The 14,859-nt window shown below is 66.6% G+C and carries 15 protein-coding genes; 5 read left to right on the top strand and 10 right to left on the bottom strand.

The features are described 5' to 3' along the window. Window positions 1-17: 17 nt before the first annotated feature. Window positions 18-1,226, bottom strand: a complete 1,209-nt coding sequence (locus ASG67_RS16570; RefSeq protein ID WP_056532363.1) for an LL-diaminopimelate aminotransferase — start codon at window positions 1,224-1,226, stop codon at window positions 18-20. A gap of 138 nt (window positions 1,227-1,364) precedes the next feature. On the opposite strand from ASG67_RS16570, the gene ASG67_RS16565 reads away from it, so the two are divergent. From ASG67_RS16565 to clpS, 3 genes are all read left to right on the top strand, one after another. Beyond that, window positions 1,365-3,137 (top strand): PHA/PHB synthase family protein, encoded by a 1,773-nt coding sequence (locus tag ASG67_RS16565; RefSeq protein WP_056532361.1) that lies wholly within the window; start codon window positions 1,365-1,367, stop codon window positions 3,135-3,137. 84 nt (window positions 3,138-3,221) lie between these two features. Then, window positions 3,222-4,046, top strand: coding sequence for a phasin family protein (locus ASG67_RS16560; RefSeq protein ID WP_082543596.1), 825 nt, complete (start codon window positions 3,222-3,224; stop codon window positions 4,044-4,046). A 162-nt stretch (window positions 4,047-4,208) separates the two neighbouring features. Then, window positions 4,209-4,541 (top strand): ATP-dependent Clp protease adapter ClpS, encoded by a 333-nt coding sequence (gene clpS / locus ASG67_RS16555; RefSeq protein ID WP_056532357.1) that lies wholly within the window; start codon window positions 4,209-4,211, stop codon window positions 4,539-4,541. A gap of 132 nt (window positions 4,542-4,673) precedes the next feature. Here clpS and ASG67_RS16550 read toward each other — a convergent pair whose 3' ends face one another. Next, the gene (locus ASG67_RS16550; protein WP_056532355.1) at window positions 4,674-5,423 is read right to left on the bottom strand and encodes a Crp/Fnr family transcriptional regulator; all 750 of its coding nucleotides are present in this window, start codon (window positions 5,421-5,423) and stop codon (window positions 4,674-4,676) included. A 127-nt stretch (window positions 5,424-5,550) separates the two neighbouring features. Between ASG67_RS16550 and murA the strand changes: the two genes are divergently transcribed. Beyond that, window positions 5,551-6,834: a UDP-N-acetylglucosamine 1-carboxyvinyltransferase gene (murA, locus tag ASG67_RS16545; protein ID WP_056532353.1), complete on the top strand. Its 1,284-nt coding sequence runs from the start codon at window positions 5,551-5,553 to the stop codon at window positions 6,832-6,834. After that, window positions 6,834-8,573, top strand: coding sequence for a bifunctional metallophosphatase/5'-nucleotidase (locus tag ASG67_RS16540; RefSeq protein ID WP_056532351.1), 1,740 nt, complete (start codon window positions 6,834-6,836; stop codon window positions 8,571-8,573). The genes murA and ASG67_RS16540 overlap by 1 nt, the downstream gene beginning before the upstream one ends. A 304-nt stretch (window positions 8,574-8,877) precedes the next feature. Here the strand turns inward: ASG67_RS16540 and ASG67_RS19735 are convergent, their stop codons facing one another. The 8 genes from ASG67_RS19735 to lgt are packed head-to-tail and all read right to left on the bottom strand — an operon-like array spanning window position 8,878 to window position 14,814. Further along, entirely contained in the window at window positions 8,878-9,003 is a 126-nt protein-coding gene (locus tag ASG67_RS19735) for a hypothetical protein (protein ID WP_268796299.1), read from the bottom strand. Beyond that, window positions 9,000-9,515 carry a phosphoribosyltransferase gene (locus ASG67_RS16535; protein ID WP_056532349.1) on the bottom strand — a complete coding sequence of 172 codons (516 nt, stop codon included), beginning with the start codon at window positions 9,513-9,515 and terminating at the stop codon, window positions 9,000-9,002. Before ASG67_RS16535 ends, ASG67_RS19735 begins: the two co-directional genes overlap by 4 nt. Then, a complete protein-coding gene (locus tag ASG67_RS16530) occupies window positions 9,515-10,828 on the bottom strand; it encodes a cystathionine gamma-synthase family protein (RefSeq protein WP_056532347.1) in 1,314 nt (437 codons plus the stop codon). The genes ASG67_RS16535 and ASG67_RS16530 overlap by 1 nt, the downstream gene beginning before the upstream one ends. A 58-nt stretch (window positions 10,829-10,886) precedes the next feature. After that, on the bottom strand, window positions 10,887-11,591 hold the full coding sequence (locus tag ASG67_RS16525) for an HPP family protein (protein WP_056532479.1): 705 nt from the start codon (window positions 11,589-11,591) through the stop codon (window positions 10,887-10,889). A gap of 25 nt (window positions 11,592-11,616) precedes the next feature. Further along, on the bottom strand, window positions 11,617-12,381 hold the full coding sequence (pgeF, locus tag ASG67_RS16520) for a peptidoglycan editing factor PgeF (RefSeq protein ID WP_200940821.1): 765 nt from the start codon (window positions 12,379-12,381) through the stop codon (window positions 11,617-11,619). Then, window positions 12,378-12,884, bottom strand: coding sequence for a GNAT family N-acetyltransferase (locus ASG67_RS16515; protein ID WP_056532346.1), 507 nt, complete (start codon window positions 12,882-12,884; stop codon window positions 12,378-12,380). Before ASG67_RS16515 ends, pgeF begins: the two co-directional genes overlap by 4 nt. Then, window positions 12,881-14,032 (bottom strand): class I SAM-dependent methyltransferase, encoded by a 1,152-nt coding sequence (locus tag ASG67_RS16510; RefSeq protein ID WP_414887702.1) that lies wholly within the window; start codon window positions 14,030-14,032, stop codon window positions 12,881-12,883. Before ASG67_RS16510 ends, ASG67_RS16515 begins: the two co-directional genes overlap by 4 nt. Then, entirely contained in the window at window positions 13,933-14,814 is an 882-nt protein-coding gene (lgt, locus tag ASG67_RS16505; RefSeq protein WP_056532344.1) for a prolipoprotein diacylglyceryl transferase, read from the bottom strand. The genes ASG67_RS16510 and lgt overlap by 100 nt, the downstream gene beginning before the upstream one ends. Window positions 14,815-14,859 lie beyond the last annotated feature (45 nt).

Here is a 14,859-nt window from a genome sequence, read left to right as displayed (position 1 = left end):
TGGTCAGCCGGCCCCCATCACCCCGCCCCCTGCGCCGGGGTGTTGACGCCCATGGATTGCAGGTAGCGCTTCACGTTGCGCGCGGCCTGGCGCAGGCGCTGTTCGTTCTCGACCATGGCGATGCGGACGAAGCCCTCGCCATTCTCGCCGTAACCGACGCCGGGGGCGACGGCGACCTTCGCCTCGGTCAGCATCTGCTTGGAGAATTCGAGGCTGCCGAGATGGGCGAGCGCCGGCGGCAGCGGCGCCCAGGCGAACATCGAGGCGCGGGGGCTGGGTATATCCCAGCCGGCGCGGCCGAAGCTTTCGACCAGCACGTCGCGGCGCTTGTGATAGAGCAGGCGGTTGCGCTCGACGATGTCCTGCGGGCCGTTCAGCGCGGCGCAGGCGGCGGCCTGGATCGGGGTGAAGGCGCCGTAATCGAGGTATGACTTCACCCGCGTCATCGCCGCGATCAGCGTCTTGTTGCCGACCGCGAAGCCGATCCGCCAGCCGGCCATGCTGTAGGTCTTGGACAGCGAGGTGAATTCGACCGCGACATCCTTGGCGCCCTTCACCTGCAGGATCGAGGGGGTCGGATTGCCGTCATAATACAGCTCCGAATAGGCGAGGTCCGAGATGATCCACACCTTGTTCTCCTTCGCCCACGCGACCAGCCGTTCGTAGAAAGCGAGATCGACCGCCTCGGCGGTGGGGTTCGATGGATAGTTCACCACCAGCACCGAAGGACGCGGCACGGTGAAGGCCATCGCACGCTCCAGGCTTTCGAAATACGCCTCGTCCGGGGTCGTCGGCACGGCGCGGATGGTGGCGCCGGCGATGATGAAGCCGAAGGTGTGGATCGGGTAGGACGGGTTGGGCGCGAGCACGACATCGCCGGGCGCGGTGATCGCGGTGGCGAGGCTGGCCAGCCCCTCCTTCGACCCCATCGTCACGACGACCTCGGTCTCGGGATCGAGATCGACGCCGAAGCGGCGGCCGTAATAATTGGCCTGGGCGCGGCGAAGGCCGGGAATCCCCTTCGACTGCGAATAGCCGTGCGCGTCGGGTTTGCGCGTGACCTCGATCAGTTTTTCGATGACGTGGTCTGGCGGGGGCAGATCGGGATTGCCCATGCCCAGATCGATGATGTCCTCTCCACCCGCGCGCGCCGCCGCCCGCATCGCGTTCACTTCGGCGATGACATAGGGGGGCAGGCGCTTGATGCGGTAGAACTCGTCGGACATGTCTGTTGGGCCTTCGATGGAAACCGCGCCCGCCTTACGCCGATTAACGATGCGGCGAAAGCAGTGAGGGCCCCGATGTCGGGCGTTGGCCGGGACGATGCGTTCGGGTAGGAGCCTTGCGAAACCAGAGAGGATGTCATGGCAGATACTCCCGCCAAGCCAGAGAACGCCGAGTCGCGTCCCGACATGCCCGCGCTGGAGGATTTGCAGCACTGGACCTGGGTGATGGGCCGCGCGCAGCAGATGATGATGGAGCAGGGTCTGGCCGCCACCCCGGCCTTTACCGTGCCCGGCATCAACGATCCCGCGACCGTCAAGGCTGGGCTGGAACGCGCGCGCGATTTCTGGGTGGACAGCGTGGCGATGTGGAGCCGCTTCCTGACGCCGGGCGAGGCGCCCGCTGCCGCCGCCGCCGCCGCCGCCGCCGCCGCGGCGCCGCCCTCGACCGATCGCCGGTTCCGCAGCGAGGCGTGGCGCGAGCCGGTGTTCGATCTGGTCCGCCAGAGTTACCAGATGATCGCCGATCACATGCTGCGTGGCGTCGATGCGGTCGAAGGCGTCGAACCGAAGCAGAAGCAGCAGCTGCGGTTCGCGACGCAGACCTTCGTCGATGCGATGAGCCCGACCAATTTCGCCTGGACCAACCCGGAGGTGATCGAGAGGACGATCGAGACGCGGGGCGAGAACCTGTTGAAGGGCTTGCAGAACATGGTCGCCGACATCGGTCGCGGCCAGATGACGCATACCGACGGCACGTCCTTTGCGCTCGGTCGCAATCTGGCGATGACGCCGGGGCAGGTGGTGAAGCGCACCGACCTGTACGAGCTGATCCAGTATTCGCCGACGACCGACAAGGTGATGGCGACGCCGCTGGTGATCTTTCCGCCGTGGATCAACCGGTTCTACATCCTGGACCTGACGCCCGAGAAGAGCTTCATCCGCTGGGCGGTGGAACAGGGGATCACCGTCTTCATGGTGTCGTGGCGCTCCGCCGACGCATCGATGAAGGACGTGGTGTGGGACGATTATGTCGCCGCGCAGATGGATGCGGTCGATACGATCCGGGCTCTGTTGGACGTGCCGTCGGTGCATACGATCGGGTATTGCGTGGCGGGGACGACGCTGGCGGCGACGCTGGCGCTGCTGACCGCGCGCGGCGAGGCGGCGAAGGTGGCGAGTGCCACGTTCTTCACCGCGCAGGTGGATTTCGCGGATGCCGGCGACCTGCTCCACTTCGTCGACGACGAGCAGTTGAAAATGGTGGAGAAGCTGTCGCCGGACGGGTTCCTCGATGGCCGCTACATGGCGATGACGTTCAACCTGCTGCGCGGGCGCGACCTGATCTGGAACTACGTCACCAACAATTACCTGATGGGCGAGGATTACGCGCCGTTCGACCTGCTCCACTGGAATGGCGACACGACGAACCTGCCGTCACGCTGGCACCTGTCGTACCTGACCGATCTGTACCGTGATAACCTGCTGGCGAAACCGGGGGCGATGATGGTGGATGGCACGCCGCTCGACCTATCGATCGTCAAGACGCCGAGTTATATTCAGGCGGGGCGCGAGGACCATATCGCGCCGGCCGAAAGCGTGTGGAGGATGACCGATCATTTCACCGGGCCGTTGCGCTTCGTCCTGGCCGGATCGGGGCATATTGCGGGCGTCGTCAATCACCCGGCTGCGGGCAAATACCAGTATTGGACAAACGACCAGGCCGTGACCTCGCTGGCGGATTTCGTCGCCGGCGCGAAGGAGACCAAAGGCAGCTGGTGGCCGGACTGGCGGGCATGGCTGGCCGAGCAGAATACCGACGGTGACGTGCCGGCCACCGGGCCGCGTGTGCCGGGAGAGGGTTCACTGCCCGCGCTGGAGGCTGCACCGGGGCTGTACGTCCGTACTCGCTAAATTTGTTGCACTGCACAAAAACGCTATTGAACGGTTGGCGATAGTTCTATATTGTGCAGTGCAACAAAGGAGTGGAGGCGGCTTATGGCTATGTCAGGGGGCAAGCGCCCCGGGCGCAAAGTTAACCAGGTAACGGCAACCAAGACCCCGTCTTCGATTCCAGCGGCGCTCGCCAACCCGGCGATGGTCGCGAAGAAAGTCGTTGCTGCCGTTACCGCCAAGCCGAAGCCCGCCGAAATCGTCAAGGCACCAGCTAGCAAGCCAGCTGCGACAAAGGTTCCTGCCAAGCCGGTCGAGCCTCCTGTCGCTGCCAAGGCCGCCCCTGTCGTCAAGCCGCCCGCTGTGGCGCCGATACCGGTGTTAGCCGCGCCAGTCGTCGAAGCGGCCGCTGACGTTGCGGCCAGTATCGAGCCAGCCAGTTCCACGCTTATCGATTCCGTTCAAACCGCCAAAGAGGACATCATCATGGACGCCACCACCGCCACGAACGCCGCCGCCGAGAAGACCCAGGCCATGTTCGCCGAAGCCAATGACCGCACCAAGGGTGCCGTCGAGAAGGGCACGAAGTTCTTTCAGGAAATGACCGAGTTCAGCAAGGGCAACGTCGAGGCGATGGTCGAGTCGTCGAAGATCGCCGCCAAGGGCCTCGAGTCGATGGGCCAGGACGCGGCTGCCTATGCCAAGACCTCGTTCGAAAGCGCTTCGGAAGCGCTGCGCACGATGGCGTCGATCAAGTCGCCGACCGAGTTCATGAAGTTCCAGAGTGATTATGTCCGCTCGATCTTCGATGGCATGGTCGCCCAGACGTCGCGCGGCACCGAAGCGTCGCTGAAGCTGGTCGGCGAGGTCGCCCAGCCGATCTCGAACCGCGTCGCGATGGCGGCCGACAAGATGAAGGTGGTCGCGTAAGCGATCCCCTGCCGCCCGTCCGGGCGGTGAGGTGAAGGGGCGGTTCGCGACAACGCGGGCCGCCCTTTTCCGTTTTTGCGCAGGTTTTGCCGCGTATCGGGACTTGCCCCGGGCGACGCACATGCCATATTTCGGCGACACATGCAGAGGCGAACGATTTTCATGGCCGAGCGCCGCGACGGCGACGGGACTGATGGCGGCACAGGGACCGGTATCGCCACCAAGACCCGTACCCGCACGAAACAGCCGACGCCGTACCGCGTCCTGATGCTGAACGACGATTACACGCCGATGGAATTTGTGGTGCTGTGTCTGCAACGATTCTTCCGGATGGACATGGAAGAGGCGACGCGGGTGATGCTTCACGTCCACCAGCGCGGTGTCGGCGTGTGCGGCGTGTTCTCATACGAGGTCGCCGAGACGAAGGTCGGGCAGGTGATGGACTTTGCCCGGCAGAACCAGCATCCGCTGCAATGTACGCTGGAGAAGGCTTAGATAGATCCGGCGCTGATTGCGTCGAACTTTCGTGATGCCGATGCGTCGTCATTGCGAGCGTAATTACTGACATCATCGCACCGGTCTCTACTTTAGGAAGAACGGCGAAGGTTCGGGAGTTTGCTGCTCGCCCTATCGCGGATGCGGCAGCCAGCCGAAATCGAGCCCGGCATACCGATCGACATAATTGGCGGTCTGCGCCAGCCGGGTGCTGTCCAGCACCGTGAAGCGGCCACCGTCGCGCGCGAGCAGGCCGTCATCCTCCAGTTGCCGCAGCATCCGGTTCACATGAACGGCGGTCAGGCCCGTCGCGTCGCCGATCTCCTCCTGCGTGATGCCGGGAAAGAAGCTGATCGGGGCGTCATCCTTCGCCAGGCTGTCGCCCGCCGCGCGCAGGCGGTGGCGGAGTTCCAGCAGCAAGCCCGCGACGCGTGCCTTGGCCGACGTGCGGCCGATCGCGGCGAGGCGATCGGTCATCGCCACGCGCTCGATCTGTTCCAGCGCGGTGATCGCTGCAGCCAGTCGCGGGTGACGCTCGAACAGCCCGGCCATCGCGCTGCGGTCGAACGGGCTGACGACGGTGTCGGTCAGCGCCATCAGCGTTTCAGGCGACGTGCCATAAGCGAGTGCGGCGGTGGCGAGGAAGTCGCCCGGGAACAGGAAACGCAGGATTTGCCGGCGCCCGTCGTCGAGCAGAACATAGCTCATCATCATGCCCTGTTTCAGGACGAACAACTCGGTCAGCCGGTCGTTTTCGCTGAGCAGCACGGCGTTGCGGCGCAAGCGTCGCTCACGCTCTCCCAATTCCGCCAGGGCCGCCTTTTCACCGGGCGTCAACGCGATCAGATCGCCGATGCGATCGGCGAAGCAACTATCCGGCACGTGCGCGATGATCCCCCGTCAGAACACGGATTATGCGCTACCTATCAAAATTTGCATTAAAGTCGATCAACCAAGGGGTTCTGTGCCGACGCTTGCACGATACGCCGGGGGCGATAGGGAGGGGTGCATGGATCGCATCATCATCCGCGGCGGCAATCGCCTGACCGGTCGCCTGCCCATTTCGGGCGCCAAGAACGCGGCGCTGACGCTGATGCCGTGCGCGTTGCTGACCGACGAGCCGTTGACGCTGCGCAACCTGCCGCGGCTGGCGGACGTGGACGGCTTTGGCCACCTGCTGAACCAGCTGGGCGCATCGACGTCGATCGAGGGGACGCGGCCCGAGGATTTCGGGCGGGTCATGACGATCCGCGCGGGCAAACTGACCTCTACCGAGGCACCGTATGACATCGTGCGCAAGATGCGCGCGTCGATTTTGGTGCTGGGGCCGGTGCTGGCGCGGGCGGGCGAGGCGCGGGTGTCGTTGCCGGGTGGCTGCGCGATCGGCAACCGGCCGATCGATCTGCACCTGAAGGCGCTGGAGGCGATCGGCGCGGAGCTGGAGATGGCGGCCGGCTATGTCCGCGCGACGGCGCCGGGCGGGCGGCTTACCGGAGGGCGCTATCGTTTCCCGATCGTGTCGGTCGGCGCGACCGAGAATGTCGTGATGGCGGCGGTGCTGGCGAAGGGGCCGAGCAGGATCGAGAATGCGGCGCGCGAGCCGGAGATCGTCGACCTGTGTCGGTGCCTGGTCGCGATGGGCGCGCGGATCGAGGGGATCGGCACCGAGACGCTGGAGATCGAGGGCGTCGAGCGGCTGCACGGCGCGACCTATGCGGTGATGCCCGACCGGATCGAGGCGGGCAGCTATGCCTGCGCGGCGGCAATCACCGGTGGCTCGCTGGAACTCACGAACGTATCGGCCGACGATATGGGCGCGACGCTGGCGGCGCTGACCGAGGCGGGGGTGAAGGTGGAGGCGCGGGCCAATTCGGTGCTGGTGTCGGCGGACGGTCCGCTGAAGCCGATCACGCTGACCACCGCACCCTTCCCCGGCTTCGCCACCGATATGCAGGCGCAGTTCATGGCGATGCTGTGCAAGGCGGACGGCGCCAGCATGCTGACCGAGACGATCTTCGAGAACCGGTACATGCACGTGCCCGAACTGGCGCGGATGGGGGCGGACATCACCGTCAGCGGCCGAACCGCGGTAGTGCGCGGCGTCGACAAGCTGGTCGGGGCGCCGGTGATGGCGACCGACTTGCGCGCGTCGATGAGCCTGATCCTGGCGGGGCTGGTCGCCGATGGAGAGACACAGGTCAGCCGCATCTATCACCTCGATCGCGGATATGAGCGGCTGGAGGAGAAGCTGTCGGCGGTGGGAGCGGATATCCAGCGGCTGGGCGACGGCTGATGCGTGGCCTCGCGGCGCTGGTCGCGGCGGCGTTGCTGGTGGGATGCGTGGGGCGGACGGCAGCGCCGGTCACCGGCGTGGCGGCGGGGCCGGTCGAGGTCCATGTCATCGCCTTCAACGATTTCCATGGCAATCTCGAACCGCCCAAGCTGTCGATCGATGTCGCGGGCGCGGATGGCAAGCCGGCCGCGGCGCCGGCTGGCGGGGCGGCGTATCTGGCCTCGGCGATTGCCGAGCTTCGGGCACAGGCGGCGCATTCGATCACGGTGTCGGCGGGGGACATGACGGGGGCAAGCCCGATCGTGTCGTCGTTGTTTCTCGACGAGCCGACCATCGCGGCGATGAACCTGATCGGCGTCGACCTGAACGCGGCGGGCAATCACGAATTTGACCGCGGGATCGATGAATTGCGGCGGCTGCAGAATGGCGGCTGTGCGAAGACGGGCAATGGCGAGCCGTGTCGGCTGGACCGGTTTGCGGGCGCGCATTTCTCGTATCTGGCGGGCAACACGATCGACGCGTCGGGGCACAGCGCGTTTCCTGCCACCGCGATCCGCGAATTTCGCGAGGGCGCGCGGGTGGTGAAGATCGGCTTTATCGGGCTGACGACGCGGGCCACGCAGACCTATGTCAATCCGACCGGCATCCCCGGCATCCGGTTCGCGGACGAGGCGGACACCGCCAATGCGCAGATCGCCGGCCTGCGTGCGGGCGGCGCGGATGCGATCGTGCTGCTGATCCATGAGGGCGGCGCGGCCGAGGGCGGGCCGAACGACTGCACCGCACTGTCGGGGGCGATCCGGCCGATCCTCGACCGGCTGGATACGCGGGTCGATCTGGTCGTGTCGGGGCATACGCACCGTGCGTATATCTGCGATTATGCCGCCTATGACCCCGCGCGCCCGTTCCTGCTGACCAGTTCGGGCAAATACGGGACGCTGGTGACGGATGCGGTGCTGGCAATCGATCCGGCGACGCACCGGGTGTTGGCCAAGCGGGCGCGCAATATCGTGGTACAGAATGATGGGTATGTCGGTGCGGACGGCAAGCAGGTTGCCGTCACCGATCGTGCCCCGCGCTATGCGCCCGAGCCGAAGGTAGGGGCGCTGGTGGCGCGATACGCCCATGCCGCCGCGCCGCTGGCGTCGAAGCCCGTCGGCTTGCTGACAGGGCCGCTGGCCAAGGCAAAGGAGGGCGCGGGGATGACCGAGACCACGCTCGGCAACCTGATCGCCGATTCGCAACTGGCGGCAACCCGGGTCAGCGGCGCGCAGATCGCGCTGATGAACCCTTATGGCATCCGGACCAGCCTGAACCCCGCTCCGGATGGCAGCATCACCTACGCCGATCTGTATGCGGTGCAGCCGTTCGGCAACACGCTGATGGTGCGGGCCTATACCGGCGCGCAATTGCGGGCGGTGCTGGAGCAGCAGATCGACCGAAAGATCGTGATGAGCGTTGCGGGCATGACCTATGCCTACGATCGCTCGCGGCCGGCGGGATCGCGGATCATGGACGTGCGGGTCGGGACTGCGCCGCTTGACGACGCGGCGACGTACCGGGTGACGGTGAACAACTTCCTCGCCTTTGGCGGCGATGGTTTCTCGACGTTCACGGCGGGGCGTGACGTGGCCGGGGGCCCCAGCGACCTTGATGCGCTGGTGGCGTATCTGGCGACGGGCAAGCCGGTCGGGCCGCCGGCCACCGGGCGGATCGTGGATCGTACGCCGGTGCGGTGACATCTGCCTGGATCGTCATTGCGGGGAGTGAAGCAACCCCGAGCGTTTAAGGTGTGGCTCTGGGTTGCTTCGCTATGCTCGCAATGACGGCTGGATTTCAGTCGTCATTGCACTTCTGATCGGGCTTATCGCAGCCGCAGGGTCGCCAGCGCTCGGTCTATCGCCGCTGCCGCCTGAGCCTGCGCCAGCATCGCCTTTCCCGCATAACCGATCCGGGCGACCGCGTAGCAGCGATTGCACTAGACGGTTCGCCAGTCGGTAGCGGTGATCTGTGGGCTAATGCCGGCGTCTTCCGACTACGTGGTCAAGCGGCCGCCATCAACGACCGGCCATCGAACGTAAGCGACACTCGCGCGCCGGTGGGGCGACCGATCCGCAGGTGATCGGCGGCGCTGGTGAAGGTGGCGGCGGCTAGCAGCAGCGCGATCATGCGATCCGCTCCGGCACCTCCGCGGCATCGTCGGCGATGGCGGCGGGCGGCGCGACCGCTTCCCAGGGGAACACGAACCAGTCTTTGGTCGTGCGGCGGTCAATCGTGCGGTGGCGATAATCGACGCGTTCGGCCGAGCTTTCGTTATCGATCAGCGTGGCGAAACGCACCGCGCCCGGTACGGCGCCGGCCGCCGCCAGTGCAGTGCGCAGATGCGTGATCGTGCGGCCGGAATCGTTGATGTCGTCGAGGAACAGCAACCGTTCGCCGTCGCGGGTGCGCGCCGCCAGCTTGACCAACGGTTCGTCGGCGAAGTCTTTGACCTGGCTTGAATAATCGACCGACAGCGTCGGCAGGCCGCTGGCGTGGCTGAGAAAGACGGCCGGCACCAGCCCGCCGCGACCGACGCCGATAATGAAATGCGGCGCCCACGTATCCGCCGCCAGCTTGGCGGCGAGATCGTGGATCGCAGTCAGGAAATCCGACTGCGAAATATCGGTAAAGACCGGCATCAGATGGCATCCAGCGCTTGCGTAAAATCGGCGATCAGGTCGTCGGCATCCTCGACCCCGATCGAGATGCGGACCAGATTGTCGGTAATGTCGAGCGCCGCCTTGCGTTCGTCGGACACCGACAGATGCGTCATGCCGGCTGGGTGGCTGGCCAGCGTCTCGGTGCCGCCGAGCGACACGGCCAGCTTGGCGATACGCAGCGCATCGAGGAAAGCGAACGCCTCTGCCTCGCCACCCTTCAGATAGAGCGAGAAGGTGGAGCCGGCGCCGGTGCAGTGACGGGCATAGATATCGGCCTGCCGATCGTCGCGGGGGAAGCCGAGATAGCCGACGCGTTCAACCTTGGGATGATCGCGCAGATACGCGCAGACCTTGGCGGCATTCTCGCCGGCGCGGCTCATCCGCAGTTCCAGCGTCTCCAGCGATCGGAGCAGCATCCACGCGGTGTTGGGATCGCAGATCGTACCGATGGTGTTGCGCATGGCCCGGATCGTATTGATCTGCGCCTTCGTCCCCAGCACGCCGCCCGCGACCAGATCGGAATGGCCGCCGGCATATTTGGTCAGCGAATAGACGACGATATCGGCACCGTGGCGCAGCGGCTGATGCCAGAGCGGTCCGAGGAACGTGTTGTCGATCGCGATCGGCGGCTTGTCGGGAGCATCGCCGAAGATCGCGTCGCGGCTGGCGGCCACCGCCTCGACATCCACCAGTACGTTGGTCGGGTTGGCGGGGCTTTCCAGATAGATCAGCGCGACATGGCCGGTCGCCGCCTTGGCCATCACCGCGTCGATTTCCTCCCGGGTCGCGCCGGCGGGGAAGTCGAGCCATTGTACGCCGAAGCGGCCGAGCACGCGGGCGATGAGCGTCTCGGTCGCGGCATAAAGTGGGCCGGAATGGACGATCGTGTCGCCGGGTTTGACCATCGACAGGAACAGCGTCGCGATCGCCGACATGCCGGATGAGAAGGCGAGCGCGTCCTCCGCCTCTTCCCAGATCGCCAGACGGTCTTCGAGGATTTCCTGATTGGGGCCGTTGAAGCGCGAATAGACCAGACCCTCGGCACCGCCGGGGCGCTTGCCGGTGACGCCCTCGAAATGGCGTTTGCCGGCGGCGGCGGAGGGGAAGACGAAGGTGGAGGTGAGGAAGATCGGCGGTTTCAGCGAACCTTCCGACAGAGCGGGGTCATAGCCGTGGCCCATCATCAGCGTCGATGGCTTTAGCTTGCGGCCGGCAATCTCCTCGACCGGCGGCTTGGGGCTGATGCGGCGTTCGACGCCGGTGAGATCGGCTTCGGTCTTGTCGCCTGGCATGTTCTATCTCCTTGTTGGAGACGGATGTAGGACGGCGATGAGGGATTGGCGATGCCCGTCAGTGACCCTGACGCGATGGGCGGGTCATGCGCCGGGTCGCGGCGTGATGCTCGGCGCGGGCGAGCAGGAGGTCCAGGTCGGCGCGACCGATGTCGAAGCTGTCGTGCATGTCGGCCAGGGCGGCGTCGATATCGTCGCCGTGCAGGCGGGTGCCCGGTTGTGGCTCGATCGGGGTCGGCGCGATCATCGGCTGGTGGGGATAATTGCGCGCGGTCATCCGGTGGAAGACCGTGGCGAGCGCCACCAGCGCGATCGAGTTGATCCCGACCGGTGCGAAGGCGAAGGCATAGCCGGCGTCGTGGATGCCATGGCTGCCGATCACCGCCGTCAGCGCGGCGGCGCCGCCAGGCGGATGCAGGCAGCGGAGCAGCGACATGACGAGGATCGCGCCGCCCACCGCGATGCCGGCGGCGATCGTCGCCTGCGGAATGGCGTGAAACGCGGCCACGCCGATCAACGTCGAGATGATGTTGCCGCCCACCACCGGCCAGGGCTGGGCAAGCGGGCTGGCGGGGACGGCGAAGACCAGCACGGCGGATGCGCCGAGCGGCGCGACGATGATCGGCAGGTCACCCATCGTCAGCGGCAGTTGCGCGCAGACGACCATGGTCAGCGTGATGCAGATCGCCGCGCCGACACAGGCCAGCAGCCGGTCGGGAAACTGCGCGCCGGCTAGTATCGGCTGGAAGAGGTTGCGGGGCATGAGGCGGTGATCCTTGGCCTGCGCGTCAGCCGAGGGCGATGATCGCGATCTGGCGGCCATAGGACGGCTCGCCCCGGTGCGTGGCGCGGCGATAGCTGAAGAAGCAGGCCTCGTCGGCATAGGTGTCGAGGCCCAGCGCCTCGATCCGGGCGATGCCGGCGGCGGCGAGGCGGTGGGTGACATAGGCTTCAAGATCGAAGCGGTAATGGTCGGCGCGGCCATCGGCGAAGAAGCGCTCGTTGGCGGGATCGGCCTCGGCGAACCGGCGGAGGAAACCGGCGTCGACCTCATAGGAGGCGCGGGCGATGCAGGGGCCGATCGCGGCGGCGATGCGCTCACGCCGGGCGCCGAGCGTCTCCATCGCGGCGATCGTCGCGTCGGTGACGCCGGCGATCGCGCCTTTCCAGCCGGCATGGGCGGCGCCGACGACGCCCGCCTCGCGGTCGGCGAGGAGGACGGGCGCGCAGTCGGCGGTCAGGATGCCGAGCGCGAGGCCGGGCCGGTCGGTGACGAGTGCGTCGGCGTGCGGTCGGTCGGCCAGCGGCGTGGTGACGATGACGACGTCGGCGGAGTGGATTTGGTAGAGCGTGACGAGGTCGGCACCGGGCGCGACGGCGGCGAGGGCGCGGCGACGGTTTTCGGCGACGGCATCGGCGTGGTCCTCGGAACCCAAGCCGACGTTCAGGCCGCCATGGATACCCTGGGACACGCCACCGCGTCGGCCAAGAAAGCCATGGGGTACGCCGTCGAGCGCGGTGGCGCGGATCGGATCGATCGTATCGGTCGTCACAGGGCGAGCCTCATCACGTCGTCCTCATCCTCGTGGTTGCCGACCATGAACGTGTAATTGCCGATGCGCTCGAACCCGTAGCGGGCGTAGAACCGCTTCGCCCGTTCGTTGTCGATGAACACTGACAGATAGAGGTCGGCGGCCCCCTGCGCGCGGGCGGTGGCGATCGTCCAGTCCATCAGCGTGACGGCGACACCGGCGCCCTGCCATGGTGCGAGGACATAGAGCTGGCGCAATTCCGCCGATGGTCCGCGTGGTTCGAACGGCAACGAGGGCGGGCCGAGCTTGGCGAAGCCGGCGGCGATGCCGTCATCCTCCGCCAGACGAATCGTCAGACGCGGATCGGCGAGTTCGGTGGCCCATGCATCCTCGCTCAACCGGTCGAGGAAGGCCGCGAGATCGTCGGGGTGGTAGAGGTGGCCGAACGTCTCGGTGAAGGCGCGGCGGCTGACGGCGGACAGCGTCGCCGCATCGGCCGGCCCGGCATCGCGATACGCGATCATGCGAAGGCCGCTGGCGTCGGCCAGCCGGGGGCGGTGATCGCCAGCGCCTTGAACAGCGCGCCCATGTCGCCGACCAGCCGCACGCGTTCGGCGGCGATGGCCTCGCCGCGATCGGGGGTGGCGCGGGCCAGCGCGGCGGCGCGGTGGTCGATACCGAGTTTCACCAGCCATTCTCCCTGTTCAATCGGTCCCCATGCGACCGCGCCCGCACTCTGCGCGGCGGCGGCGAGGGTGGTGAAATCGACATGCGCGGTGAGGTCCTGTTCGCCGGGCGCCTCGAACGGGTTGGCGTAGGCGTGGGACTTTACCGCCTGTAGCGTGTCGCCGAGTGCGGGGCCTTCGTAACCGTAATCGATGGCGAGCATCGCGCCGCCCTGTCGTGCGATCCGGGCGGCGAGCGCGCGTATCACGCCAACGGCGGCGGGCGCGACTTCGAGGATCGAACCGGCGGGGGCGTCGCGCAGGGGGTCGGGGATGATGGCGTCGGGCACGGGCTTGCCAGCGATCGGCAGGAACAGCGTGTCCTGACAGGCGACCAGCCGCTCGCGCCACTGCGCACCGCGCAGCAACTGGCGGATTGGGAGCGCGTCGAAGAATTCGTTGGCGACGACCAGCAGCGCGGCATCGTCGGGCAGTGATTCGACTGTCTCGTAAAAGGTCGCGCCCGGTACGGCCGCGGCTTGGGCGGCGCGGAGGACGGGGCTGGTCTCGACGAAATGGACCGCTGGTTCGAAGCCCGCCTTCGCCATCGCGCGGCGGGCATCGGCGGCGAGCGTGCCGCGACCGGGGCCCAGTTCGACCCAATGTGTCGTCGGGCGACCGGCGCGGTCCCACAGGTCGGCACACCACAGGCCGACGAGTTCGCCGAACATCTGGCTGATCTCTGGCGCGGTGGTGAAGTCGCCCGCCGCGCCCAGCGGATCGCGGGTCGCATAATAATGGCAGTTGGCGGCGGCCATGTACTGCGACACCGGGATGGGCCCGCCCAGCGCGATGGCGCGGGCGAGGCGTTCGGCCAGCAGCGGTTCGGCCGGATCGGGAAGGTCCGTCAGGCGACACTCTCCGTACCCGCGAACGGCTCTACCCGGCGACGACGGCGCGCGGAGGTGGCGATCAGGAAGACGCCGCCCGCGATCATCGGCACGCACAGCCACTGGCCCATGTGCAGCCCGGTCGCCTCGGCGAAGGCGCGCAACTGGCTGTCGGGTTCGCGGAAGAATTCGACCGTGAAGCGCGCGAGGCCGTAACCGGTCAGGAAAATGCCGACGAGCTTACCCGGATCGTAGCGCGCTTTCGTCCGCCAGAAGGCGAACCAGAGGATAGCGAAGAGCAACAGGCCCTCCAGCCCCGCCTCGTACAGCTGGCTGGGATGGCGCGCGGGATCGACGAGCGGGAACGGGACGGTGCGCGGGAAGACGATCGCCCATGGCACGTCGCTGGGTTTGCCCCACAGTTCGCCGTTCACGAAATTGGCGAGCCGGCCGAAGAACAGGCCGAAGGGCACGCAGCACGCGACGTAGTCGTGGATGCGCAGCCAGTGGAGTTTGTGCTTGCGCGCGAACAGGATGATGCCGAGCGAGGTGCCGAGCACGCCGCCATGGAAAGACATGCCGCCATCCCACAGTTTCAGGATCATCAGCGGATGGAGGAACATCTCCGGCGCATAGAAGATCACATATCCCAGGCGCCCGCCGAGGATGATGCCGAGCGTGGCGTAGAAGACCAGATCGTCGGCATGGCGCTTGGCCATCGGCGCGCCCGGCTGGGCCAGCAGCTTCAGCAGATACCACCAGCCGAGGACGATGCCCGATATATAGGCAAGGCTGTACCAGCGGAGCGTGAAGAAGCCGATCGAGAACACATCCGGGTGCAGACCCAGATCGGCAAACCGGACATGGCCCGCCGTGGTCGCTGCAAGGTATTGGATCAAGGCTTTCCCCCCGTCATTCCCGCCTCCATAGTGGCGCAAAACAAC

Source organism: Sphingomonas sp. Leaf339 (assembly GCF_001426195.1).
Classification (GTDB): Bacteria; Pseudomonadota; Alphaproteobacteria; order Sphingomonadales; family Sphingomonadaceae; genus Sphingomonas.
This window is presented reverse-complemented; position numbering and strand designations above follow the sequence as displayed.

Excerpts from the sequence above, each read along its gene's own strand:
- ASG67_RS16565 (WP_056532361.1), top strand. The coding sequence starts at position 1,365 with ATGGCAGATACTCCCGCCAAGCCAGAGAACGCCGAGTCGCGTCCCGAC.
- ASG67_RS16515 (WP_056532346.1), bottom strand. The coding sequence starts at position 12,884 with ATGATCGCGTATCGCGATGCCGGGCCGGCCGATGCGGCGACGCTGTCC.
- ASG67_RS16535 (WP_056532349.1), bottom strand. The coding sequence starts at position 9,515 with ATGCCGGTCTTTACCGATATTTCGCAGTCGGATTTCCTGACTGCGATC.
- ASG67_RS16540 (WP_056532351.1), top strand. The coding sequence starts at position 6,834 with ATGCGTGGCCTCGCGGCGCTGGTCGCGGCGGCGTTGCTGGTGGGATGC.
- ASG67_RS16530 (WP_056532347.1), bottom strand. The coding sequence starts at position 10,828 with ATGCCAGGCGACAAGACCGAAGCCGATCTCACCGGCGTCGAACGCCGC.
- ASG67_RS16525 (WP_056532479.1), bottom strand. The coding sequence starts at position 11,591 with ATGCCCCGCAACCTCTTCCAGCCGATACTAGCCGGCGCGCAGTTTCCC.
- murA (WP_056532353.1), top strand. The coding sequence starts at position 5,551 with ATGGATCGCATCATCATCCGCGGCGGCAATCGCCTGACCGGTCGCCTG.
- clpS (WP_056532357.1), top strand. The coding sequence starts at position 4,209 with ATGGCCGAGCGCCGCGACGGCGACGGGACTGATGGCGGCACAGGGACC.
- ASG67_RS16560 (WP_082543596.1), top strand. The coding sequence starts at position 3,222 with ATGGCTATGTCAGGGGGCAAGCGCCCCGGGCGCAAAGTTAACCAGGTA.
- ASG67_RS16570 (WP_056532363.1), bottom strand. The coding sequence starts at position 1,226 with ATGTCCGACGAGTTCTACCGCATCAAGCGCCTGCCCCCCTATGTCATC.
- ASG67_RS19735 (WP_268796299.1), bottom strand. The coding sequence starts at position 9,003 with ATGATCGCGCTGCTGCTAGCCGCCGCCACCTTCACCAGCGCCGCCGAT.